The sequence below is a fragment of the Nonomuraea sp. bgisy101 genome (assembly GCF_057708945.1).
The window spans coordinates 122,845-145,439 of record NZ_JBYITD010000012.1; the positions used below are offsets into that span (position 1 = coordinate 122,845).

General features: G+C 71.9%; 19 protein-coding genes. 5 read left to right on the top strand and 14 right to left on the bottom strand.

Going from position 1 to position 22,595, the window contains the following annotated elements:
• Nucleotides 1-51 precede the first annotated feature (51 nt).
• The 7 genes from AC3EO4_RS23480 to AC3EO4_RS23510 form a co-directional block, all read right to left on the bottom strand.
• The gene (locus AC3EO4_RS23480; protein WP_431897769.1) at nucleotides 52-1,689 is read right to left on the bottom strand and encodes a YfjP family GTPase; all 1,638 of its coding nucleotides are present in this window, start codon (nucleotides 1,687-1,689) and stop codon (nucleotides 52-54) included.
• On the bottom strand, nucleotides 1,686-5,075 hold the full coding sequence (locus tag AC3EO4_RS23485) for a dynamin family protein (RefSeq protein ID WP_431897771.1): 3,390 nt from the start codon (nucleotides 5,073-5,075) through the stop codon (nucleotides 1,686-1,688). Before AC3EO4_RS23485 ends, AC3EO4_RS23480 begins: the two co-directional genes overlap by 4 nt.
• Nucleotides 5,072-6,304 carry a uroporphyrinogen-III C-methyltransferase gene (gene cobA, locus AC3EO4_RS23490; RefSeq protein WP_379572575.1) on the bottom strand — a complete coding sequence of 411 codons (1,233 nt, stop codon included), beginning with the start codon at nucleotides 6,302-6,304 and terminating at the stop codon, nucleotides 5,072-5,074. The genes AC3EO4_RS23485 and cobA overlap by 4 nt, the downstream gene beginning before the upstream one ends.
• 64 nt (nucleotides 6,305-6,368) lie before the next feature.
• The gene (cobT, locus tag AC3EO4_RS23495; protein ID WP_431897773.1) at nucleotides 6,369-7,487 is read right to left on the bottom strand and encodes a nicotinate-nucleotide--dimethylbenzimidazole phosphoribosyltransferase; all 1,119 of its coding nucleotides are present in this window, start codon (nucleotides 7,485-7,487) and stop codon (nucleotides 6,369-6,371) included.
• Entirely contained in the window at nucleotides 7,484-8,374 is an 891-nt protein-coding gene (locus AC3EO4_RS23500) for a sirohydrochlorin chelatase (protein WP_379572573.1), read from the bottom strand. The genes cobT and AC3EO4_RS23500 overlap by 4 nt, the downstream gene beginning before the upstream one ends.
• 29 nt (nucleotides 8,375-8,403) lie before the next feature.
• The gene (gene cbiE / locus AC3EO4_RS23505; RefSeq protein WP_379572572.1) at nucleotides 8,404-9,564 is read right to left on the bottom strand and encodes a precorrin-6y C5,15-methyltransferase (decarboxylating) subunit CbiE; all 1,161 of its coding nucleotides are present in this window, start codon (nucleotides 9,562-9,564) and stop codon (nucleotides 8,404-8,406) included.
• A 117-nt stretch (nucleotides 9,565-9,681) separates the two neighbouring features.
• Nucleotides 9,682-10,767 (bottom strand): GNAT family N-acetyltransferase, encoded by a 1,086-nt coding sequence (locus tag AC3EO4_RS23510; RefSeq protein WP_379572571.1) that lies wholly within the window; start codon nucleotides 10,765-10,767, stop codon nucleotides 9,682-9,684.
• Between the two features lie 201 nt (nucleotides 10,768-10,968).
• Between AC3EO4_RS23510 and AC3EO4_RS23515 the strand changes: the two genes are divergently transcribed.
• Together AC3EO4_RS23515 and AC3EO4_RS23520 are read left to right on the top strand one after the other, a co-directional pair.
• Nucleotides 10,969-11,349: a DUF2795 domain-containing protein gene (locus tag AC3EO4_RS23515; RefSeq protein ID WP_379572570.1), complete on the top strand. Its 381-nt coding sequence runs from the start codon at nucleotides 10,969-10,971 to the stop codon at nucleotides 11,347-11,349.
• Between the two features lies 1 nt (nucleotide 11,350).
• Entirely contained in the window at nucleotides 11,351-12,364 is a 1,014-nt protein-coding gene (locus tag AC3EO4_RS23520) for a baeRF2 domain-containing protein (RefSeq protein WP_379572569.1), read from the top strand.
• Here the strand turns inward: AC3EO4_RS23520 and AC3EO4_RS23525 are convergent.
• From AC3EO4_RS23525 to AC3EO4_RS23535, 3 genes are read right to left on the bottom strand one after another with little or no spacing between them, the layout of a single operon-like run.
• Nucleotides 12,354-12,935 carry a LutC/YkgG family protein gene (locus AC3EO4_RS23525; RefSeq protein WP_379572568.1) on the bottom strand — a complete coding sequence of 194 codons (582 nt, stop codon included), beginning with the start codon at nucleotides 12,933-12,935 and terminating at the stop codon, nucleotides 12,354-12,356. The genes AC3EO4_RS23520 and AC3EO4_RS23525 overlap by 11 nt on opposite strands.
• Nucleotides 12,932-14,341 carry a lactate utilization protein B gene (locus AC3EO4_RS23530; protein WP_379572567.1) on the bottom strand — a complete coding sequence of 470 codons (1,410 nt, stop codon included), beginning with the start codon at nucleotides 14,339-14,341 and terminating at the stop codon, nucleotides 12,932-12,934. Before AC3EO4_RS23530 ends, AC3EO4_RS23525 begins: the two co-directional genes overlap by 4 nt.
• On the bottom strand, nucleotides 14,338-15,024 hold the full coding sequence (locus AC3EO4_RS23535) for a (Fe-S)-binding protein (RefSeq protein WP_379572566.1): 687 nt from the start codon (nucleotides 15,022-15,024) through the stop codon (nucleotides 14,338-14,340). Before AC3EO4_RS23535 ends, AC3EO4_RS23530 begins: the two co-directional genes overlap by 4 nt.
• Nucleotides 15,025-15,070: 46 nt before the next feature.
• On the opposite strand from AC3EO4_RS23535, the gene AC3EO4_RS23540 reads away from it, so the two are divergent.
• Nucleotides 15,071-15,769 carry a FadR/GntR family transcriptional regulator gene (locus AC3EO4_RS23540; RefSeq protein ID WP_379572565.1) on the top strand — a complete coding sequence of 233 codons (699 nt, stop codon included), beginning with the start codon at nucleotides 15,071-15,073 and terminating at the stop codon, nucleotides 15,767-15,769.
• A 55-nt stretch (nucleotides 15,770-15,824) separates the two neighbouring features.
• Here the strand turns inward: AC3EO4_RS23540 and AC3EO4_RS23545 are convergent, their stop codons facing one another.
• On the bottom strand, nucleotides 15,825-16,664 hold the full coding sequence (locus AC3EO4_RS23545) for an NAD(P)H-binding protein (protein WP_431897778.1): 840 nt from the start codon (nucleotides 16,662-16,664) through the stop codon (nucleotides 15,825-15,827).
• Nucleotides 16,665-16,729: 65 nt separating this feature from the next.
• On the opposite strand from AC3EO4_RS23545, the gene AC3EO4_RS23550 reads away from it, so the two are divergent.
• Nucleotides 16,730-17,452 carry a helix-turn-helix domain-containing protein gene (locus tag AC3EO4_RS23550; protein WP_379572563.1) on the top strand — a complete coding sequence of 241 codons (723 nt, stop codon included), beginning with the start codon at nucleotides 16,730-16,732 and terminating at the stop codon, nucleotides 17,450-17,452.
• Here the strand turns inward: AC3EO4_RS23550 and AC3EO4_RS23555 are convergent.
• Nucleotides 17,449-18,954 carry a sulfatase family protein gene (locus tag AC3EO4_RS23555; protein ID WP_431897780.1) on the bottom strand — a complete coding sequence of 502 codons (1,506 nt, stop codon included), beginning with the start codon at nucleotides 18,952-18,954 and terminating at the stop codon, nucleotides 17,449-17,451. The two genes, AC3EO4_RS23550 and AC3EO4_RS23555, sit on opposite strands and share 4 nt — an antisense overlap.
• 15 nt (nucleotides 18,955-18,969) lie before the next feature.
• Here AC3EO4_RS23555 and AC3EO4_RS23560 point away from each other — a divergent pair, with 15 nt between their 5' ends.
• Nucleotides 18,970-19,959 (top strand): LLM class F420-dependent oxidoreductase, encoded by a 990-nt coding sequence (locus tag AC3EO4_RS23560; RefSeq protein WP_379572562.1) that lies wholly within the window; start codon nucleotides 18,970-18,972, stop codon nucleotides 19,957-19,959.
• Here AC3EO4_RS23560 and AC3EO4_RS23565 read toward each other — a convergent pair.
• Both AC3EO4_RS23565 and AC3EO4_RS23570 read right to left on the bottom strand, forming a co-directional pair.
• Nucleotides 19,956-21,887: an FtsX-like permease family protein gene (locus AC3EO4_RS23565; RefSeq protein ID WP_431897782.1), complete on the bottom strand. Its 1,932-nt coding sequence runs from the start codon at nucleotides 21,885-21,887 to the stop codon at nucleotides 19,956-19,958. The two genes, AC3EO4_RS23560 and AC3EO4_RS23565, sit on opposite strands and share 4 nt — an antisense overlap.
• Entirely contained in the window at nucleotides 21,884-22,561 is a 678-nt protein-coding gene (locus AC3EO4_RS23570; RefSeq protein WP_379583003.1) for an ABC transporter ATP-binding protein, read from the bottom strand. The genes AC3EO4_RS23565 and AC3EO4_RS23570 overlap by 4 nt, the downstream gene beginning before the upstream one ends.
• Nucleotides 22,562-22,595: the final 34 nt, after the last annotated feature.

Sequence of the window (22,595 nt, forward strand, 5' to 3'; positions counted from 1 at the left end):
AGGCCGAGGCAGGCACCCGCCGCACGGAAGCCGGCAGAAGGCAGGCGAACGTCAGCCCGACAGGGCCTTCATGGCCGTGTAGAACTCGTGGTGACGGGTCAGTTCCCGCTCCACAGGTTCCACCACCATGGACTCCGCGATGGCGCCCACCCGCTTGCGCATCTCCCGCTCGAGCCGGTCTCGCTCCTTCGCCGCGCCGAGCGCCACGAAGTTCTTGGACGCCATGGCCGACAGCGCCCCCAGCCCCAGCACCGAGGCAGTCATCAGCCCCACCCATGGCAGGGTCGCCGCGTCACCGAACACGGCGAGCGACTCGGGCAACCGTCCGGCGGCGAACACGCCGAACGCCAGCGCCACCCCGATCCAGGCGAGGCCCGCGACGAAGGCGAGCACCAGCAGGTACTGCCAGAACTTCAGCAGCCGCCACCACACCGGCACCCGGTCGAGCTGGGGCGCGACCTCGGTCAGCTCGTCCGACAGCGCCTCGGGCAGTTGCGCCGCCCGTGATCCGGCCGCGTGGTGGACGGCCGAGCGCCACACCTCGTTCATCCCGACCGTGATGCCGTCGCTGAGCGCCTGGATGGCGTTGTCGACCTCGGCGGACTGCGCAGTGACCGACCCTCCGGCCAGCGAGCGGATCTCCTCGCGCAGGTCACCGAGCTTGAGGCTCTTGAGCGGATCGCCGCCGAACACCGAGCCGATCCTGGCGAACGGCCACGAGATCCAGGTGGCCGAGCGGGTGGCGTAGGTGCTCTCCATGGCCTCGCCGACCGCGGGAACGCCGACCGCGTCGCACAGCGCGTCGGTCAGCCCGACCCTGCGGGCGGCGTCCACAGAGGAGGGGGCCGACAGGGCGGCGCCGACGGGCATGGCCTGGACGAGGCGGCGTTCGATGCGGTCGATGTCCGCGTCGATGCGCTGGACCGCGGCCCTGCGCTTGGAGACGGCGTCGGCGATGACGCCCTTGAGGCTGTCGATGCCGCGCCCTGTGACGGCCGAGGTCGGGACCACGGACGGCTGGGTGACGTCTTCGCGGCGCAGCAGGTCGTTGAGGTCGATGACGAGCTCGGCGACCTCCTCGGTCGAGAGCCTGTCCGACTGGTTGAGCGCGAACACGGTGACCGCGTCGTGCCCGGCCAGTTCGGTGACGTAGCGGCGGTGCGTGGAGGCGTCGGCGTACTTCTGCGGGTCGAGCACCCACACCACCATGTCGGCCAGGCCGATGAGCCGGTCGGCTTCGGGGTCGGTGAGCGCCCTGATGGAGTCGTGGTCGGGCAGGTCGAGAAGGACCAGGCCGTGGAGCTGGCTCTCGCCCTTGTCCAGCGCGCTCGCCCTGGCGAAGCGGTGCCTCCACTGGATCTGCAGCCAGTCGAGCAGCGGCGCGGCGCCTTCGATGCCCCAGACGCAGGCGTGGGTGCGCGCGGTGGTGGGACGGCGCACGCCCGTGGGCGACAGTTCGAGCCCCGAGATGGCGTTGAACAGCGAGGACTTGCCGCTGCCCGTTCCTCCGGCCAGCGCGACGACGGTGTGCTCCGACGACAGCTTCAGCCGTTCGCCCGCCCTGGTCAGCAGGTTGGTGGCGTCGGCCAGCAGCTTGGCGTCCAGCCGTGCCTGGCCGAGCTCCGCGACCTTGGACAGCGCGGCGAGCCTGGCGCCGAGTCCGGGCTTGGTGACGGAGTGGATGCTCATCGTGCGACCTCGAGGTTGTACGTGGCCTGGTAGAGGCGGGTCGCGGCGGCCTCGTCCGGGATCCCGGCGGCGTCGAGCGCCCGCACGTACCGCATGGCCTCCTCGTCGAACAGGATGACGATCCTGGCGCGGAGGTCGCTGAGCGCCTTCGCGCTGATGCTGCGCAGCGCCTCGGCGCCCAGCAGCCCCTTGAGCAGCTTCTGCGGCAGCTCGTCGGCGCTGAACAGCCCCACCATGAAGATCAGGGAGAGCGATTCGGCGTCGAGCGCGACGACCTTGGCCGACCGCTTGGTCACGCCGTCGGTGCGCAGGAGCTCGGTGACGTGCTCCTGCCAGGCGGCCACCGCCCTGCCGGTGCGGCGGACCAGCTCGTCGGAGGGCCGGTCGAGCCCCGCGCCCAGCTCCGAACGCCGCCGCCACCGCGCGCCCACCTCGTCGGAGGCGTGGTGCGCGGCGGAGGTGATCAGCGACTCGATCGCGGTGCGGAGCGAGGCCCGGAAGGCGGTGATCCGCTCGGGCGGCACCGGCTTGCCCTTCCTGCGGAAGCTGCGGGTCAGGTCGCCGGAGCCGGCGAAGTCCTGCCACCTGGCGCGGACCTCGCCGTGCAGCAGGTTTCCCTCGCGGATGGCGGTCTCGATGTTCGTGAGCGCGCCCGAGTAGGCCACGTCGACGTCGGTGCGCAGCTCCGCGCGGAAGGCCACCTGCCCTTCCAGGTGCCTGGCGAGCGCGGGCACGCGGGTGCGGAAGCTGTTGAGGACGCCGTCGAGGGTGTCCTGTACGGCCTGCGCCCGCCGTTCCTCGTCCACCGACAGCTCGGCCAGCCACATCCGCAGCTCGGTCATGTCACCGTGGGGCAGCTTGCCGTCGGCGACGGCCGACTCCTCGATGACGAACCGCTCGACCTCGCCCAGGCCGTACTCGGTGAGCATGCGCACGAAGTGCTTGAGCACCACGTCCTTGGCCTTGGGCTGCACGCGGGACAGCACGATCGCGATCCTGGCCGCGCGCTCCTTGGCCAGGCGGAGCAGGTTCCACGCGGGGGCGTCGGCGTAGCGGGCGGCGGTGGTGACGAACACCCACAGATCCGCGGCGTCGAGCATGCGGCGCGCGATCTCGTGGTGCTCCTCGACGACACTGTCGATGTCAGGGGTGTCGAGCAGCGCGACGCCCTGCGGAAGGCGTTCGGTGGTGACGAGCACGAGGCTGTCAGGGGCGGCCTCCCTGCTCTGCCTGTCGATCCGCTCCAGGCCGGCGAGCAGCTCGCCGTCGGCGAACCACGCCTCGTCGTCGGGGTGGCAGGCGAGCACCGGGGTGCCCGTGGTGGGACGGCGGACGCCCGTGCGGCTGACGTTCTTCTCGGCGAGCGTGTTGACCAGCGTGGACTTGCCCGCGCCGGTGGAGCCGGCGACGACGATGAGGGCGGGGGCGGCGCTCATCCGCACCCTCGGCAGCACGTAGTCCTGCAGCTGCGTGAGGATCTCGGCCTGCGCCTTGCGGGCCTCCTCCGCGCCGGGCAGCTCGAGCCCGAACCGCAGGTCGGCGACGGCCTCCTTCAGCGCGTCCAGGGCGGCGGCGAGCGCCTGCGCCGCGGCGTCCGGCAGGTCCTCTTCGAGGACCCTCTCTGCCCGGTTCGGTACGGCGGAGCGCGCACCGGCCACTTCGCCGCCGGAACCGGCGCGGTCGTCGTCGTCGACGTGACCGTCGTCGGCACCGGCGTCGGCGTCAGCATCGGTATCGGCGTCGGCGTCGGCATCGGCGTCGGCGTCGAAGACGGCTTCGACACCCCACTCGATCTCGCCCCAGTCGATGTGCTCGGATTCGGACGCGTCGGACTCGACGTCTCCGGCCTCGAGGACGTCCGCATCGTCGGCCTTGAGGGCGTCGGCGTCGTCGGCCTCGTCGGCATCGCGCTCGGAAACCCCGGACACGGCGACGTCGGAGACCGAACCATCGGAGACCGGACCATCGGACACCGGGACGTCGGAGACCGGACCATCGGACACCGGGACGTCGAACACCGGGACGTCGGAGACGGCGACGTCGGAGATGGGGACGTCGGAGATGGGGACGTCGGACGCGATGTCGCCAGGCTTGGCGACGTCGGCGGAAGCTGCCTCGTCGTCAGTCTCGATGTCACCGGTGTGGACGGCCGCGGCCTTGGCGCCGATCTGCGGCTCGGCTGTGTCGTCAGCGGAACCGGCCTCGTCCTGCGGCTCCTGGGACTCGCCTTCGGTAGCCTCGCCGACGCCCTCGGCAGCCTCGCCGGTCTCTGAGCCGGCGGCAGTGTCCTCGTCGGATTCCGAAGCAGCGGCCGTGTCCTCGTTCTCGACGGGCTCGAGCTCGGCGCCGCTGTGCTGGACGTCGTCGAAGCGGCCGTCGGCTGGGTGACCGACGGACAGGTCTTCGCCTGGGTGACCGACGGACAGGTCTTCGGCGATCTCAGCGTCGCCGGTCGCCGACACGTCGTCCTCGGCGACGCCGGCCTGACGACCCTCGGAAAGCTCGTCGGACGCGACGGCGGGCTCGCCCTCGGACGCGGCGCCCCCGGAATCCTGGGCGTCGGGCAGGTCGTCCGTCTGGGGGTCCTCCGCGAGGCCCTCCGCCACGCTGGGCTCTAGCTCCTCGGGCGAAGCACCCTCGTGCTCGTCGGACACGGTGCCGGTGCGCTCGGGCGAGATACCGGCCCGCTCGGGCGAAACGGCGACCTCGGGGTTCGCAGGCAGCGCACCGGAATCCAGACTCGCCGACGCGCCGACGTCGAGGTTCACGGGCAGCGCACCGGGGTCCGGATGCGCGGACGCGGCGACGTCGAGGTTCGCGGACGGCGCGGCAAAGTCGGGACTCGCAGACGCGGCGACGTCGGAGTTCTCGGACGGCGCGGCAGAGTCCGGACGCGCGGACGCGGCGAGATCCGAGCTCGCGGGCGGCGCGGCGCGATCCGCTTTCGGGGCAGGGGCCTGGACGGTCGGAGGCGTCTCCCGTGCGGGTGTGACGGCGCGGAAGGCGTCGAACGTCGCGGGTGTCGCGGGAGTGAACGCGTCGAAGGCCCCGGAGGCGGGCCCGACGAGGGCGTCGGAAGCGGGCATGACGTGGTCGAAGGCCGGCTCGGGGTCCAGGGTGGAGTGGTCGTCCGGCCGGGGCAGGTCGTGCGCTGCGGGACGGGCGAAGGCGAAGAAGGTGTCCTCCGCGCCGCTCTCGTGGTCATCGGCCATGGAGGCCGTGTGGGCGTCCGGAGGGGAGGCGTGGGGAGGCGGCGAGGCGCCGTTGGCCTGCCGTACCCGCTCCTCGTCCTCGGCCGCGCGTTCGGGACCGTCGTCGTCCCTGATCGCGCGGAAGTTGAGAGTCTGTTCCCCCAGCGACTCGGGGGCGTCACCAGCCGATCTCACGGCACGCGCTCCGCTCGAACCATCTCGACCTCCTGGCCGACCCGCACGACGTCGCCCACGATGACGATCGCCGGTGGCCTGATTCCGGCCGCTGCCACCCGGTCGGCCACGGTGGAAAGCGTGGCCGAGACGGCCCGCTGGGTCGGAAGAGTACCGTCCTGTACCACCATTACGGGAGTTTCCGGCGAACGTCCGTCGCGGATGAGTGTTTCCGCAATCGAAGCGATACGTTCGACGGCCATCATGAGCACCAATGTCCCCTTTGACCGGGCCAATCCTGGCCAGTCGACGGTGGACTGAGGGTTGTCGGGCGCGACGTGCACGGAGATTACGTGGAACTCCTGGCTCACCCCCCGATGGGTGACGGGCACTCCGGCGGAGGCAGGCACCGCGACGGCGCTGGTGATGCCGGGGACCACGATCACGGGGATGCCCGCGCGGGCGCAGGCGAGCATCTCCTCGCCGCCCCTGCCGAAGACGTAGGGGTCGCCGCCCTTCAGCCTGACGACGAACTTCCCCTCGCGGGCGTGCGAGATCAGCAGCTCGTTGATCTTCTCCTGGGACAGCGACCTGCCGTACGGCACCTTGGCCGCGTCGACCAGCTCAACGTCGGGGGCGAGCTCGTCCAGCAGGGCGCGTGGCGCGAGCCGGTCGGCCACCACCACGTCGGCCTGGGCGAGCAGCTGACGTCCGCGCACGGTGATCAGCCCGGGATCGCCGGGGCCACCGCCGACCAGGGCAACGCCGACCGGTTTGGTACGGCTGCGGCGCGCGTCGACGGTGCCGTCGCGCAGGGCGCTGACCACGGCGTCCCTGATGCCCGCCGCCCTTCTCGGGTCGCCACCCGCCGTGACCGCGATGCCGATCTCGTCGACCTTGCCGCTGGCTGGCGTCCAGGCGGCCGAGGCGTCCTTGTCGTCGGCGCGCACGCACCAGATGCGCTTGGCCTCGGCTTCGGCGGCGATGGCCGTGTTGACCGACTTGTCGCTGGTGCAGGCCTGCACGAGCCAGGCGCCGTCGCAGTCGCCCACCTGGTACGGCCTGGCCTCCCAGGTGACACGTCCGGCGGCGATGAGGTCGTCGAGGGCGGGGGTGACGCTCGTCGAAACGATGGTGATCTCGGCACCGGCTTCGAGCAGGGCCGGAACGCGTCGCTGAGCGACCCGTCCGCCGCCCACGACGAGCACCCGGCGACCCGAGAGGCGCAGGCCGAGAAGGTAGGGGCTCATGTCGGCGGATCTCCCGTTCGCGAGGATTGGTATGTCAGGAGGCAAACCTACCGGGTCCGGGTTACTAGGGCTGCTTCTCCGTGACACCTGCGGAGTCGAAGGTCGCCACCTCGTGCATCACCCGCACGGCGGCGCAGACGATGGGGTGGGCGAGCAGGCCTCCGGTGCCTTCGCCGAGCCGCAGTTCGAGGTCGACGAGGGGACGCAGGCCGAGGTGGTCGAGGGCGGCGGTGTGACCCGGCTCGGCGGAGCGGTGGCCCGCGACGCAGTGGTCGACGGCGGCGGGAGCCAGGGCGGCGGCGGCCAGGGCGGCGGACCCGGCGATGACGCCGTCGAGGATGACGGGGACCTTCGCGGCGGCGCCGCCGAGGATGAAGCCCGCGATGGCGGCGTGCTCGAAGCCGCCCAGGGCCGCGAGGACCTCGAGGGCACTTCCGGAGTGGACGGCGCCGGAGCTCGCCGCACCGCCTTCGGCGTCCTCCGGCCGGGGCTCGCCGGGGTGAATGCCGTTGGCGTGGAGGGCCCGGCGGACGACGGCTATCTTGCGGGCGTGGGTGGCGTCGTCGATACCGGTGCCGCGGCCCGTGACCTCGGCCGCGTCCCTACCGGTGAACGCGCAGATCAGCGCGGCCGAGGCGGTGGTGTTCGCGATGCCCATGTCCCCGGTGATCAGGCAGCGGGCGCCGCCGGCCACCAGCGACTCGGCCACCGAGATCCCGGTCTCGACGGCTTCGACGGCCTGGGCCACGGTCATCGCGGGGCCGGCCGACAGGTCGGCGGTGCCGTAGGCCACCTTGCGGGAGATCAGCCCGTCGGCGGCGGGCAGGTCCGCGGCGACGCCCACGTCGACGACGGTGACCGAGGCGCCTACCTGGGCGGCGAAGGCGTTGGCGACCGCGCCGCCCGCCAGGAAGTTGGCGACCATCTGGAGCGTCACCTCCTGCGGCCACGGGGAGACGCCCTGGGCGTGGACGCCGTGGTCGGCGGCGAAGATGGCCAGAGCGGCGGGTTCCGGCATGGGCGGCGGGCAGGCGGAGGCCGCGCCGGCCAGCCGTACCGCCACCTCCTCGAGGACGCCGAGCGAGCCCGGCGGCTTGGTGAGGCGGCTCTGGTGGTCGCGGGCTTCCGCCATCGCGGCGGCGGAGGCGGGCGCGATCCGGGCGAGCACGTCCTGCAAGGTCATGCGGAGACCCCTTCGGCCAGTTGGAGCGCTTCCTCGTAGCGGTCGATGACCACGTCGGCCAGCACCTCGCAGTCGCCGATCACCTCGGCGCAGCGGATGTCGAGGTCGGGGTGCCCGGCCCCGTAGGCGAGGGCCTGCGCCCAGACGCGCTCCAGCAGGCCGCCGGCGAACAGCAGGTACGGCACGACGATGACGCGGCGGGCGCCCAGGCGTCGGCAGCGTTCGAGGCCGCCGGGCACGCCGGGCGGCGTGACCGAGACGAAGGCGGTCTCCACGGTCATGAAGTCGTAGGCGTGGGTCTCCCAGAACAGCCGTGACACCCGGTGCACCTCGGCGTTGGCCGCGGGGTCGGTCGAGCCCTCGCCGACGAGCACGACGGCGGTCTCGGCCGGCTCGATGTGCTCACTCGGCTCCTCGACGGGGATCGAGGGCACCACGCGCAGGCGCGGCTTGACGTCGTCGAGCGAACGCAGCCTGGGCATCTCGGCGGCGGCCTCGGCGAGCCGTTCGGCCAGCAGCGACAGCACGCGGGGGTCGGGCCCGAGCGGGCGCCCGTAGTCGTACATCAGTGTGGGATGCCGCTCCTGCTCCAGCGCCATGGCGGCGGGGAACTCCTCCATGCGGCTGAGACTGAGCGGCAGCGCCACCAGCCGGTGGTGGCCTCTGGCCACGAGGGATGCGACGGATTCGCTGAGCCTGGGTTTGGCCTTGGCGAGGTAGCCACCCGAGACTTCGGCGGAGCTCTCCTCGAGTCGGCAGCGCAGCCTGTGGACGAACCTTCCGAACTCGGCGGCGCCTGTGTCGTCGTGCGAGCCCTGCCCGATGAGCAGCAGCGGCGGCTTCATGAAGGGGATCTCCACGCCTGTGACCTGGGGGTATTGAGACAAGACACGCGAGGATATCCGATGCACGCAGGTCATGCACAGATCACTCTACGTGCATGCACGACGAATACGGGGTCCTCCGCGGTGAGTGAGTGGGAGCCGTCAGGCTGGATGACCAGCCGTGATGCCTGGATTTGAGTGCCTTCGGCACGGTATCCGTGTTCCTTGAGCCTTTGCAATACGGCCGGCACCTGTTCGACCGTCTTGAGTGCGCAGACGAGCCTCGAGGGGGTGCGTGCGGCGCAGGCGACGATCACGTCGGGGCCGCCGCCGCCGACGAAGACCGCGTCGGGGTCGGGAAGGGGTTCGAGCGCGGGAGGCGCCTGTCCGCGGGTCAGCGCGACCTTGACGCCGTGGCCGATGACGTTGGCGCGCAGCCTGGCGCAGGCCTCGTCGTCGCGCTCGACGGCCATGACGGCGGCGCCGAGCCTGGCGCACTCGACGGCGATGCCGCCCGAGCCCGCGCCGACGTCCCAGACGAGGTCGCCGAGGCGGGGGCCGAGCTTGGCCAGCACGTAGGCGCTGACCTCGGGCGTCAGGTCGCCTCCGACGGCCCACTCGTCGGGGCCCGGCCTGGCTCCTGCCACCCACGAGCGGTGCTCGGCGCGGTAGAGCGGGTCGACGACCAGGACGACGTCGGGGTCCTTCCACGGCCTGGTCGTGGCCTCGCCCATGCGGCTGTGGGTGACGCGCTCGTCGGGCCCGCCGAGGTCCTCACAGACGATGAGCGCGCGCGGGGTGGTAGGGGCGAGCTCCCTGGCGACCTCGGCAGGGCCGACGCCGGGGGTGACGATGAGGCCGACCTTGTGGTGGGCGCGGCAGGCGTTGACGACCCGGTTGAGCTGCTCGGGGCCTTGGGGGGCGACGACCAGCGCGTCCTCCCAGCTCAGACCGGCCCGGGCGAAGGCGCGGGTGATGAGCGAGCTGGCGGGGATCACGGCCGGCTTCAGCCCGTGCCCGCGCAGCGCGCGGACGACGCCGAAGAAGCCGGGGTCGCCCTCGGCGAGGACGACCGCGGGCCCCTCGCCCTGTTCGAGGTGCTCGTCGAGGGTGTCCAGCAGCTCGCCTGCGGGGACGGGGAGCTTGAAGCGTCTGAGGATCCGCTCGGGGCCGGTGACCAGCGTGGCCTGTTGGAGACAGTCGGTCGCCCTGGCCGACAGCGGCGATCCGTCCCAGCCGATAACTGTGATCATCCGACTCACCGTCCTCTGGACCCAGTGTGTACGGCAAGCCGGGTCGCGCGCCATCCTCCGCGAGGGGCGGGCGTCAGTCCAGGGATACGCTCACCGGGCGCGCGTGGCCGGGGTTGGTCACGAAAGGTCCCCGGGGATCAGCCCGAACACGACGAGGTCCTCGTCTCCTCCCCCGTTGCGCGCCACGCCCTCCCGCGTGAACCCCGCCTTCTCCGCCACCCGCTGGGAGGCGAGGTTGGAGACGGCGGCCCGCAGCTGGAGCCGCTGGAATCCCTGCTTGTCGAACAGCCATCCGGCGATCGCCAGCACCGCCTCGCCCGCGTAACCCTTCCCTCTGGCCCAGGGGGCGGTCATGTACCCGACCTCGGTCGAGCGGTTGCCCCACTCGGTGCCCTTGAGGTCGAGGCCCGCCACGAACCTGCCGCCGTCCCTCTCGACCGCCGCCCACGCGATCCCGCCGCCGCTGATGCGGTGCTGTTCGGTGATCATGAGCGCGTAGAGCCTGCCGTGCTCCTCGGTGTAACCACGGGGGACGCTGGTGCGGCTCTGGGTGAGCTCGTCGGCGGCGGTGGCGGTCAGGTCGGGCACGTCGGCGAGGGTGAACCTGCGCAGCAGCAGGCGTGGGGTGACCAGGTCCTCCTGGGGGAAGACGTTGGGTGCGCCGGTGGAGCCGCGCAGCAGCCCGAACACCACCAGGTCGTGGGCGCCGTCGTCCTCCAGTTCGGCGGCGCGCAGCACGCCCTCGTAGGTGTAGCCGGCCTTCTCGGCGACGCGGAGGGAGGCCGTGTTGTCGAGGTTGGCGCGCAGTTCGATCCTGCGCAGCTCGGTGGTCCCGAACACCCACGCGGACAGGCCGCGCACCGCCTCGGGGGCGAAGCCCCTGCCCCTGTAGAGGGGGTGCACGCCGTAGCCGACCTCGGTGATGCCCGCGCCCCACTGAGTCTTGAACAGGCTGATGGCGCCGACGACGCGGCCTTCGCCGTCGATCATGGCGAGGTGGACGCCCTGGCCCGACCGCTGGAGCTCGTGGACGCCCGTGGAGAGCCAGTGCGCGATGGCGGCGACGTGATCGGGGGCGCCCGGCGGGAGGAACTGGTGTCCGGCCTCGACGACGGCCCTGATCCTGTCGGCGTCGTCGGGCTGGAACGGGCGGAGGGTCAGGCGGTCTGTCGTGATGTTGAGACGAGGGTCGAAAACGCTCACTGTTCCCCTAAGAGCTCAAAGCTGTGCCGAAACCCTACAAGCCTCCGTTCGCCGTCCGTCAGCGGGCGGCTCAGGGCCGCGGAGAATCCCGACCCGGAAGATCTACCGGCCAATGCCGGCAAGGCGATCCACGGGGATGTTTGGTGAGGTTCGCGCGGGTAGGTCGGATATTTGGGCAGCTGGAAAGGGGTGGGGAAGATCATGGGGCGTGCGAGCGACAAGCACGGGCCAAGGCTGGACGAGCGACGGACGGACGGGGAGCTGGGATCGAGCCACGTGGAGGAGCGGCGGCGGCAGGAGGAGGACGTCCCCACGATGGGCGGCTACCCGCCGGGCCACGCGCCCGGCACGCCGGAGGGCATCACCGCGGAGGGCGTGGGTCAGCGCAGCGAGCTGGCCAGGTGGTTGAGCGGCGTGGACTATGCCGCCGATCGGGACAGGCTGATGGCTCACGCGCGGCGGATGTCCGCGCCGGACTTCGTGCTGGAGGCCGTGGGCAGGCTGCCGCGCGGCACCAGGTTCGCCAACGTCGCGGAGGTGGCCGAGGCTCTCGGACTCGGCATCGAGCGAAAGAGGTGGTGAGGTGAGGCTGGACTTCATTCGTCCGCTGTACGAGCGGCACAGCCCCTACGCCTCGCTCTACCTCGCGGGGCTGAGCGCAGAGGCCGAGCGGCGGCGGTGGCGTTCGTTCAGGGAGAGCATGGAGGAGGCCGATCAGGACTCTCTCGACGCGCTGGAGGCGGCGGTGGCGGTGCCGGCCCCCGGAAGGGCGCTGTTCGCCACGGGCGGCGAGGTCGTGCTCGCCGAGACGCTGGCCGACCCGCCGCGGCTCGAGCAGGCGCGCTGGTCTCCCCTGCCGCACGTGACGCCGTTGCTGATGGCGCGGGGCGAGAACGTGCCGCATCTGCGGGTGGTGCTCGACCGGGACGGGGTCGAGCTGATGGCGTTCGGCGGCGGTTCCCCGCGCGTGGCGACCGAGGCGGCCCAGAAGTGGCCGTTGCAGCGGACCGCGCAGGGCGGCTGGTCGCGCAAGAGCTACAAGGGGGCGGTGGACGAGTCGTCGGAGCACGACGCCGAGACGGTGGCGCACGAGGTGGACGAGCAGGTGCGCAGGATCAGCGCCGAGCTGGTCGTGGTGGCGGGCGAGCCGAGGTCGCGCTCGCTGCTGTGCGACCATCTGGGCACGAAGGCGGCCGACCGGGTCATGATGGCCGAGCAGGGCAGCCGTGCCGACCACGACGAGTACGAGCATGACGTCGAGTGCACGCTGGACGCCTGGCTCGAGCAGCGCAGGTCCGAGTTGCTGGACCGGCGCCGCGAGCACGAGGAGGCGGTGGGCTTCGAGCGGGTGGCGCGGCTGCTGCGCGAGGGCAGGGTGCACGCCGTGCTCTCCCCCGGCGAGCTGCCCGACCTGGTGTGGATCGGGGCAGGCGGCACCCAGTTGTCGGCCGACGCCGACGAGCTGCGCCGGTGGGGCGTGGAGTCGCCGGTCCGCGAGCGTGCGGACTCGGCGATCGCCAGGGCGGCCGCGATGACCGACGCCGAACTGTGGTTCTCTCCGGAGGTGAAGCAGGTCTCGGCCGTGATCAGGTACTGATGATCACCTCGAGCGTGCGGGGGCCGTGGACGCCCTCCACCCTGTTGAGCTCGATGTCACTGGTGGCGGACGGCCCGCTGATCCAGGTCAGCGGCCTCGCCGGGTCGAGCCTGGCGACCGCCTCGGGGACGCTGGAGACGATCTGGTCGGCCCTGACGACGCACAGGTGGTAGTCCGGCACCAGCGTCAGCGCCCTGCGACCCTGGTCGGGCCCCGCGTCCAGCACGATGGTGCCGGTCTCCGCGATGGCGACCGCGCACCCCGTGGCGACGCCGTCGGCGGTCAGCAGCTCGTCCTCCTCCACCGCCTGCGCGACGGTCAGGGGCCCCTCCCCTCGTACGGCCCGCGGGACGATCATGCGTTTGCCCTCCGTCAGCGTGGCGACCAGTGCGGGCACCTCCGCCGAGGGGACGACGTGCACGATCGCCCGGTAGTCGTCGACGCGCTCGGCGAAGTGGGCCACCAGGTCGTCGACCGGGATCGAGGTGCGGTAGTCGCGGCGGATCTCCACCTCGGGGGCGCCTTCGACGGCTCGCCGTACCCTGTCGAGGATCTCCTTGCGAGCGCTCATGAGGTCGCCTTTCCTTCGTCGCCCTGCCCGGTGCGCGCCCACCAGTCTCTGAAGGACTCCTCGGGGATCTCCGGCAGGTCCCTGGTGTCGGTCCACGCCGACAGCGGCCCCGGCAGGCGTCTGGGGGCCAGCTTGCGGAAGCGCGTGGCCAGGCGCTGCGCCTTGGCCAGCCGTACCTCCTTGGCGAGGACCCATCCCGCGGCCCGCATGCCCAGGCGCTCGGCTCGGGGGTGGGCCACCTTGGCCCGCAGGTCGACCAGCACCTCGGGGATGTCGATCGCCACCGGGCAGACGTCCAGGCACGCCCCGCACAGCGACGAGGCGTAGGGCAGGGACGCGTCGAGGTCGGAGTCGAGGCCGCGCAGCTGCGGCGTGAGGATCGCGCCGATCGGGCCCGGATAGACCGAGCCGTAGGCGTGGCCGCCCGCGCGCTCGTAGACGGGGCAGACGTTGAGGCAGGCCGAGCAGCGGATGCAGCGCAGCGCCTGGCGGCCGACCTCGTCGGCCAGGACGGTGGTGCGGCCGTTGTCGAGCAGCACCAGGTGGAAGGTCTGGCCTTCGGCCGAGCCTGTCCACGTGGAGGTGTAGGGGTTCATGCGCTCGCCGGTGGAGCTGCGCGGCAGCAACTGGAGGAAGACCTCGAGATCCCGCCAGGTGGGCAGCACCTTCTCGATGCCGACCACGCTGATCAGCGTCTCCGGCAGGGTCAGGCACATCCTGCCGTTGCCCTCGGACTCCAGGACCACGCAGGTGCCGGTCTCGGCGATCATGAAGTTGGCGCCGGAAATGGCGACCTTGCTGCGCAGGAAGCGTTCGCGCAGGTGGAGCCGGGCGGCCTCGGCCAGCGCGGCGGGCTCGTCGGTGAGATCCTCCGGCGCGTCGCCCATCCTGCGCAGGAAGATCTCACGGATCTCCGCGCGGTTGCGGTGGATGGCGGGCACCAGGATGTGGCTGGGGAAGTCGTCGCCGAGCTGGACGATCAGCTCGGCAAGGTCGGTCTCGAACGCGCTGATGCCCTCGCCCGCCAGGTGCTCGTTGAGTCCGATCTCCTGGGTGGCCATCGACTTGACCTTGACGACCTCGGTCTCGCCCGTCCGCTTGACCAGGTCGGTGACGATCCGGTTGGCCTCGGCCGCGTCGCGTGCCCAGTGAACGTGCCCTCCGGCCTTCTCGACCGCCTCCTCCAGCTGGACGAGGTAGCGGTCGAGGTTGCGCAGCGTGTGGTCCTTGATCGCCTTGCCCGCCGCGCGCAGCTCGAGCCAGTCGGGCAGCTCGCCGACGACGTTGGCCCGCTTGCCGCGGATCGTGTGGGTGGCCTTGCGGAGGTTGTAGCGCAGCTGGGAGTTCTGTACGGCCTGCGCGGCGTTCGTCGGGAAGTCTCCCGGCATGCCGATGAATACGCTCATCTCGCGTCCAGGATCTCGGCCAGGTGCATGATGCGCACGCCGTTGTTCTGGCGGCGCATGGTGCCGCCGATGTGCATGAGGCAGGAGTTGTCGGCCGCGCAGAGCACCTCGGCGCCGGTGTCCATCACGTTGCGCACCTTGTCGGCGCACATCGCGGCGGAGATCGCCGGGTTCTTCACCGCGAACGTGCCGCCGAACCCGCAGCATTCCTCCGCGCCCTCGAGCGGCACCAGTTCGAGCCCCCTGACCTGCCGGAGCAGCCGCGTCGGCTTGTCTCCGAGGTGCAGCCCCCTGAGCGAGTGGCAGGTGGGGTGGTAGGTCACCCGGTGCGGGAAGGCGGCGCCGACGTCCTCCACCTCCAGCACGTCGATGAGGAACTCCGACAGGTCGTGGACGGGCGGCGGCTCGACGCCGAGGCGCGGGTACTGCTCGCGCACCATCGCCGCGCACGATCCCGAGGGCGCCACCACCGCGTCGTAGCCGTCGAACACCTCGGCGAAGTGCCGGGCCAGCCGTACCCCCTCGGCCCGGTAGCCGGTGTTGACGTGCATCTGACCGCAGCAGGTCTGGGCCCGCGGGAAGTCGACCTCGCACCCGAGGCGGCGCAGCAGTGACACCACCGCCTTGCCCGTGCCGGGAAAGAGCGTGTCGTTGACACACGTGATGAACAGGGCGACTCGCACGGCACTCCCTTCAAAGTATGGTCTGACCATAGTATGGTCTGACCATATGAGGAAGCCCCGGACCTTCGAGGACGTCATCGCCAAGATCGAGCGGCGCATCGCCGACGACGGGCTCACCGTGGGCGACCGCCTGCCCGGCGAGCGGCAGCTGGCGGAGGAGCTCCAGGTCGGCCGCTCGTCGGTGCGCGAGGCGCTGCGCGTGCTGGAGACGCTCGGGGTGGTCTCCTCGCAGGCGGGCAGGGGCCCTGACGCGGGCGCGGTGCTCACCTCCAGGCCGGAGAGCGCGCTGGCCGACCTGCTGCGGCTTCACCTCGGCACGGCTTCGCTGTCGCTCGGCGAGGTGATCTCCACCCGGTTGATGATCGAGCAGTGGGCGGTCCAGCACGTCGACGCGCCCGAGGGTCTGGAGATCATGCGGGCCGCGCTGGAGGAGATGGAGCGGGCGAGCGACGCCCGCTCCTTCGTCGACCACGACGTGACCTTCCACCTGGGGGTGGCGCTGCTGTCGGGCAACAGGCTGCTGGCCGCGACCATGCGGGCGCTGCGGCAGACGATCCACGCCTACTCGGTGGCGGCGGTGGAGGCGGCGGGGCGCACCGACGTGCTCATGGCCGACCACTGGCGCATCTACGAGCTGGTCACGGCCCGCGACGGGCACGGCGCCGCCCAGGCGGTCGCCGACCACCTGGGCCACGCCTACCCGTCGCTCGCCGTTCCCCCGTCCTCCGACACGCCCGCCCCCTGACATGCCGGCCCACGGGCCGGTCCCCGCGGGCGGCCCGGTCCCCGCGGGCGGGAGGTCACTCGAAGGCGGCGCGGTGGTCGCGCACCCAGTCGGCGAAGCTCAGCGGAGGCCGCCCGAGCACGGCCGCCACGTCCCCGCTGAGCCGGCTCGCCCCGCCCGCCGCGACGAACGCGAACCCCGTCATGGCGACCTCCACGAAGAACGGATCCGCCCCGGAGGCGAGCATCCCGTCCTTCGCCGCCTCCAGCGGCACCTCCACCGTCTCCGCCCTCCTGCCGAGCACCCGCCCGAGCTGCTCGGCCTGCTCCGGCACGCTGATCACCTCGGGCCCCGTGAGCTCGTAGGTCCTTCCCTCGTGCGCGCTTGCCGTCAGCGCCTCGACCGCCACCCGCGCCACGTCGCGCGGGTCGACGACGCCCTGACCGCCCCGGCCCGTCATGTTGGGGATCGGCTCCCCCGCCCTGACCGCGTGCGCCCACATCAGCGCGTTGGAGGCGAACCCTGCAGGGCGCAGGATCGTCCACGCCATCCCGCTCTCCCTGACGGCCTGCTCGCCGTGGTGATGCCAGGAGCGCACGTCCTTCTCGTCCGCCGTCTCCCCCGTGCCGAACGCCGAGATCTTCACGATCTTCTTCGTGCCCGCCCGTCCGGCCGCCTCGACCAGGGCGAGGTCGTGGTCGGCGAGCGCCCGCCCGAACGCCGTCAGCGCCAGCACGGTGTCGGCGCCGTCCAGCGCCCTGTCCAGCGACGCGGGGTCGGCGAAGTCGCCCGCCACGCCGTACGCGCTCAGCTTCGAGGGGTCGCGGGTCATCGCGCGGACCGGCTCGCCCTTCGCGGTCAGCAGCCTGAGGACTTCACTTCCGATGGTGCCCGTGGCACCGGTGACCAGGATCATGCGTCCCACGCTGCCGTCCCGAGGCCGGCCGTCTATAGGAGAAATCGGCACCTAGGGTGGAGGCCATGAGCGTCTGGGTCGAGGAGAGCAGCGAGGCGGCGGCCGACGGCGGGGGCGAGGTGCACGTGCGCGAGCCCGACCCCGCGACCACGCTGGCCTTCCGCACCACCCTCGAAGGCCGCAGCGACCTCATGGTGCTCGGCCCGCGCACCCGTGCCTCCTACCTGGCTCCGAAGGAGCTGTCCCGCTGTGTCACCGTGCGGCTGCGCCCCGGCAGGGCGCGGGCGGCGCTCGGGCTGCCGGTCAGCGAGCTGGTGGACAGGATCGTGCCGCTGCGCGAGCTGTGGGGGGTTTCGGCCGATCGGCTGGCCGTGCGGCTGGCGGCCGCTCCCGGCGGCGAGGCGGCCATGATCGAGGCGGCCGTGCTCGAGCGGCTCTCCGCCGTCTCGCCCGCCGACCTCTCGCAGGCCGCGCTCCTGCACGCGGCCGCCGACCGCCTGCCGTACGCCAGGGTCCGCGAGGTCGCCAGGGGCCTCGGCATCAGCGAACGCCATCTGCGAACGCTGTTCACGAGCGGGGTCGGCATGCCGCCCAAGCGGTTCGCCCGTCTCGACAGGGTGCGCGGCGTGCTGGCCCGCGCCACGACGGGCGGCTGGGCCGCGCTCGCCGCCGACGCGGGCTACTACGACCAGTCCCACCTGACGGCCGAGTTCCGCTCGGTGATGGGTGTCTCCCCCGCCGCCTTCGTCGCGGGCGACCTGCCCGCCGCCGTCACCTGCTCCGCCTAACCTCCCCAGGCGTCGGCCGTACGGCAGGTCGCGCCCGAGCAGGTCCGCATCAGGTCCAGCCGCGCCTGCAGGTCGCGCACCAGCCCGGGGTCGGCGGTGGCGGCCAGGTTGTTCAGCTCGTAGGGGTCGGTGGTCAGGTCGTAGAGCTGCGTCTCCCCCGTCACATACTTCACATAGGTGTGCGTGGCGGTGCGCAGCGCCGAGTAGGCGGGCACGAGCGTCTGGCTCTCCAGGTCGGGGTTGGTCGGCCTGGAGAACTCGATCAGCGCGTTGCGCCGCCAGTTCGGCGGCGTGATGCCGCGCAGCAGAGGCGCGAGCGAGCGTCCCTCGGCGAAGCTCGGCGGCACCACGCCGGCGAGCTCGGCGAAGGTGGGGGCGTAGTCGACGGTCTGGGCCATGGCGCTGATGGTGGACCCGGGCGCGACGCCGGGGCCGCGCACGACCAGAGGCACCCTGATCGCCTCCTCGAACGGCGTGGTCTTGCCCTGGCGCAGGCGGTGCGTGCCGAGGTGGAAGCCGTTGTCGGAGCCGAAGAAGATGTAGGTGTTGTCAAGCTTGCCCGCCTGCTGGAGGGCGCTGACGAGGGTGTCGACCATGTCGTCGACGCCGAGCATGGCCCGCAGCCTCGCCCTGTAGCGCTCGTCGATGCGTTCCTCACCGGTCGTGCCGACCCTGGGCAGATCCCGCAGCCAGAGTGGCTCCTTCGTGAGGTCGGGCTGGTCGAAGGACGGAGGCCGGGGCGCCTTCGCGTTGGGGAAGGCGTCCGCGTGGCGGCGAGCGGGGTTGGCGGGGCTGTGCGGGGCCACGGGGGCCAGATACAGGAAGAACGGCTGGGTGCCCGGAGCGCTGACGAAGTCCTTCGCCTTCTCGGCGAGCACGTCCTCGAGGTAGTCGTCCTCGCCCCAGCCGTACTCGACGAGCCTGCCGTTCTCGTTGAGGGTGTAGTCGTACTCCTCGTAGAGCCGTTTGACCGGCACGGCCCACTGGTCCCAGCCCGGTGGGACGTACGTCGCCGGGGCGACGCCGCCCGGATAGTGGTTGAGGTACTTGCCCATCAGGGCGGTCCGGTAACCGGCGCCGCGCATCCAGCTGCCGATCGTGGAACGATCCAGACCGGCGGTGTAGAAGCGGCTGAAACCGCCTTCTGGCGCGGTGTTGGTCCACACGGTATGGCTGTGCACGTACTGCGAGCGCAGGATCGACGCCCTCGAAGGACAGCACCACGAGTTGGTGACGAAGACGTGGTCGAAGGAGGCGCCCTGCCGTACCAGCTGGCTGGTGATGGCAGGGAAGTGCTCCAGCACGCCGTACTCGAGGTCGTCGGCCAAGATCAGCACGATGTTCGGACGTGTCTGACTTCCCGCGCTCGCCGGAACCGCCACGAGCGGGAGCAAGAACAGGACCACTGCCAGACGACGCAGCCGCTTCATCAGCACAGGGCTCAACTTCCCCGAACGCACCTCATTGACACCCCTCTGGACAATATTAGAACCTGTTCTCATTTAGGGAGGTATCGCATGAAGTTAGGCCTGAACCTGGGCTACTGGCAGCGTCACGCGGACGACGCGACCGAGCTCGTGCAGGCGGCCGAGCGGCTCGGGTACGACTCGGTATGGACCGCCGAGGCCTACGGCAGCGACGCCTTCACCCCGCTCGCCTGGTACGGCGCGCGCACCAGAAGGATCAAGCTCGGCACCTCGGTCGCGCAGCTGTCGGCCCGCACCCCCGTGGCCACCGCGATGACCGCGATGACGCTCGACCACCTCACCGGCGGCCGGCTGCTGCTCGGCGTCGGCGCCTCGGGGCCCCAGGTGGTGGAGGGCTGGTACGGCCAGCCGTTCCCCCGCCCCCTGGCCAGGACCCGCGAGTACGTCGAGATCATGCGCAAGGTCTGGCGGCGCGAGGAGCCGGTCACCAACGAGGGCCCGCACTACCCGCTGCCGCTGCCCGGCGGCCTGGGCAAGCCGCTGAAGCTCATCACGCACCCGCTGCGCCAGGACATCCCCGTCTACATCGGCGCGGAGGGGCCCAAGAACGTCGCGCTGGCCACCGAGATCGCCGACGGCTGGCTGCCGCTGTTCACCTTCCCCTCGAAGATCTCCGAGCTGTACGGGACGTTCCCCACGGGCTTCGAGGTCGCGGCGATGGTCATGGTCGTGATCACCGACGATGTCAGGACCGCGCTCGACGGGGTGAAGATGATGCTCACCCTCTACATCGGCGGCATGGGCGCGAAGACCCGCAACTTCCACGCCGACATCATCGGCAGGATGGGCTACGCGGCCGCCGCCGAGCGCATCCAGGCCCTCTACCTGGAAGGACGCAGGCAGGAGGCCTTCGACGCCATTCCCGACGAGCTGGCCGACGGCATCTCGCTCGTCGGCCCGCCCGCCAGGATCAGGGAACGGCTGGAGCTCTGGCGGGCCTCGCCGGTGACCAACCTGCTGGTGATGGGCCCGCGCGACGAACGATCCCTGACGATCATCCGCGACCTGGTCCTCGGCTAGTCGGGACGCGGGGCGGGATCGTCGGTCACCGCGCGCAGCAGCGGCCTGCTCAGCGCGCCCGCGCCGATCACGCCCGCGAACCCGACCGTGACGCACACCGCCAGCGTGATCGCGCCCGAGATGTTCGGCGACACCAGCATGAACGGCGAGGCGCAGAACACGCCGACCGCGATCGCGCCGCCGCCCATCACCACGAGCGGGATCAGCGTCTCCGACCTGCGCGCCCTGTCCAGCACCTCCAGCGGGGTGCCCGCCAGCCGCAGCAGGGCGTAGGTCTGGCGGCGGTCCAGGACCGAGGAGGCGGAGGTGATGCCCGAGCTGGCGATCGCGACGAGGAACGACACCGACAGCACGACCACGGTCCCCGTGGCGATGTCGTCGAGAAGCTGGCCGGTGAAACGCTGCTCGTCCGCCTCGCTGGTGGCCGAATGCCCGGGAACGAGCCCGTCCAGCGCCGTGCGCGCCCTGTCCACGTCGGCTGTGCCGACGGCGGCGGCGACGAGCCCCTTCTCCTGCTTCACCGTGGCCTTCACCCCCGCCTTCGCGAGCCGCTCGCGCGCCTGGCCCGCGACCACGGCCACCTTGGCCTCGGGCACGGCGAGCATGAGCCGGCCGTCGGCGGCGTGTCCCGCCAGCGCGTCCCCAGGGCTGAGCAGCCCGAGGAAGCCCGCCACGAAACCCGTCAGCGCCACCCCGCTGACCGTCCGCCACGCCGAGCGCGGATCGTCCACGAGCCTGCGGCCCGCCAGCAGCTTCGCGGGCCGCCTTGCGCGCTTCGCGGTGATCCTGCCGATGAGGCCGACGACCCACGGGCCGACCAGGTTGACGCACAGGAACGCCAGGCCCAGCACCACCGAGACCACGCCCACGCTTGCGCTCGTGCCGAGCATGGGCACGACGGCCAGCACCGCGAGCAGGGCGACCACCCTCACGAACCGCATCGCGGGCGGGGTCTCCCTCTTGGCCACGCCGAGCGGGCTGACCACGACCCTGCGCAGGCCGACGATCGCCGACACCCCCACCAGCAGCGGTACGGCCAGCAGCACGCCGGCCGCCAGAAGCGGGTTCGGCAGCAGATCGCCCGCGAACCACGGCCCTCCGCCGATCCTGATCGCCTTGAGCAGCGGGACCGCCACGCCGTACAGGACGGTGCCGAGCACGGCTCCCGCGAACGCGACGATCACGGCCTCGGCCACGGTCATCGCGACCACCTGTCCAGGGGTTGCGCCCACCAGCCTGAGCGCGGCGAGGCGCTGGTCGCGGCGGGCCACGGTCAGCCGCGCCGCGGCGCCGCCGAACACCAGCAGCGGCACCACCATGAGCACGCTGGCGATGAGCGCGAGAATCCGGTAGGCCTGCGCGTCCTCCGTCGGAGTTCCGGCGAGCGTCTCGACCTTGGTCGGCGGTACCCCGCCCCGCCACGTGTCGCCGCGCGTGCCGGTCATGGCGGGGTCGTCGGCCCGGTGGCCGACCACCGCGACCAGTTCGCCCGGATGGACGAGGGCGGAGTCGCCCAGCACGCCCTTGACGTTGTCGTAGCGGTCGGCGAGCCGGTCGGCGGGCAACTGCCTGGCCAGCTCCGCGAGCGCCGGCGACAGCCACACCTCGCCGGGGGCGGGGAAGCGCGGCAGCCCAGGCGGCGCGTCGGCCTTCGGGTCCAGCGCCGCCAGGTCGACGACGGTGATCTTCCTGTCCTGGACGTAGTCGCCCCTGGTCGCCTCGACGGCCGTCGCCTTGCCCGCCGCCTGGACCGGGTTGCGCCACGCGCTCCGTTCCGCGCGTCCCTGGAAGGCGAAGTTGGCCGAGACGGCGAACAGCAGCAGCCCCGTGGAGATGACGACCGCGCCCAGCGTCAGCCAGGTGCCCAGCATGCCCCTGCGCCCGCCGCCCCTGAGCAGGCGCCAGGTGAGGCTCATGAGGTTGCTCACCGGCTCACCGCGCCGTGCAGCAGGTTGCCGTCGCGGACCTCGACCGTACGGTCGCACCAGCCGGCCACGCCCGGGTCATGGGTGACCACGATGAGCGAGGCGCCGTTGTGCTTGGTGGCCTCCACCAGCAGCCGCATCGTGTCGTGGCCCGTGTTCTGGTCGAGCGCGCCCGTCGGCTCGTCGGCGAACACCACGGCGGGCTTGGTCACCAGCGCCCTGGCGATCGCCACCCGCTGGGCCTGACCACCGGACAGCTCGCCCGGCCTGCGCCCCTCCATGCCGCCGAGCCCGAGCGGGGCGAACCACTGCCTCGCCTGCCGTACCGCGTCGGACCTCGACACGTTGCCGAGCATGAGCGGGAGCGCCACGTTCTCCTCGGCGGGCAGTTCGGGCAGGAGCTGGCCGAACTGGAACACGAACCCGAACCTGGTCCTGCGCAGGGCGCTGCGGTCGCGCTCCTTCATGCTGTCGATGCGCTGGCCGAGCAGGTGCACCTCGCCCGTGTCCGGCTTCATGATCCCGGCCAGGCAGTGGAGCAGGGTGGACTTGCCCGAACCGCTCGGACCCATGATCGCCACGGCTTCGCCCGCCTGGATGGTGATGTCCACGCCGTTCAGCGCCACCGTCTGGCCGAAGCGCTTGGCGAGCGCGCGGCCTGCAAGTACGTCGTTCATGGAGACGACCTTGTCGTGCGAGGCCGGGGCCGCG

Coding starts and splice junctions, on each gene's coding strand:
- AC3EO4_RS23480 (WP_431897769.1), bottom strand. CDS start 1,689: ATGAGCATCCACTCCGTCACCAAGCCCGGACTCGGCGCCAGGCTCGCC.
- cobA (WP_379572575.1), bottom strand. CDS start 6,304: ATGAGCCCCTACCTTCTCGGCCTGCGCCTCTCGGGTCGCCGGGTGCTC.
- cobT (WP_431897773.1), bottom strand. CDS start 7,487: ATGACCTTGCAGGACGTGCTCGCCCGGATCGCGCCCGCCTCCGCCGCC.
- cbiE (WP_379572572.1), bottom strand. CDS start 9,564: ATGATCACAGTTATCGGCTGGGACGGATCGCCGCTGTCGGCCAGGGCG.
- AC3EO4_RS23515 (WP_379572570.1), top strand. CDS start 10,969: ATGGGGCGTGCGAGCGACAAGCACGGGCCAAGGCTGGACGAGCGACGG.
- AC3EO4_RS23525 (WP_379572568.1), bottom strand. CDS start 12,935: ATGAGCGCTCGCAAGGAGATCCTCGACAGGGTACGGCGAGCCGTCGAA.
- AC3EO4_RS23530 (WP_379572567.1), bottom strand. CDS start 14,341: ATGAGCGTATTCATCGGCATGCCGGGAGACTTCCCGACGAACGCCGCG.
- AC3EO4_RS23540 (WP_379572565.1), top strand. CDS start 15,071: ATGAGGAAGCCCCGGACCTTCGAGGACGTCATCGCCAAGATCGAGCGG.
- AC3EO4_RS23545 (WP_431897778.1), bottom strand. CDS start 16,664: ATGATCCTGGTCACCGGTGCCACGGGCACCATCGGAAGTGAAGTCCTC.
- AC3EO4_RS23550 (WP_379572563.1), top strand. CDS start 16,730: ATGAGCGTCTGGGTCGAGGAGAGCAGCGAGGCGGCGGCCGACGGCGGG.
- AC3EO4_RS23555 (WP_431897780.1), bottom strand. CDS start 18,954: ATGAGAACAGGTTCTAATATTGTCCAGAGGGGTGTCAATGAGGTGCGT.
- AC3EO4_RS23560 (WP_379572562.1), top strand. CDS start 18,970: ATGAAGTTAGGCCTGAACCTGGGCTACTGGCAGCGTCACGCGGACGAC.
- AC3EO4_RS23570 (WP_379583003.1), bottom strand. CDS start 22,561: ATGAACGACGTACTTGCAGGCCGCGCGCTCGCCAAGCGCTTCGGCCAG.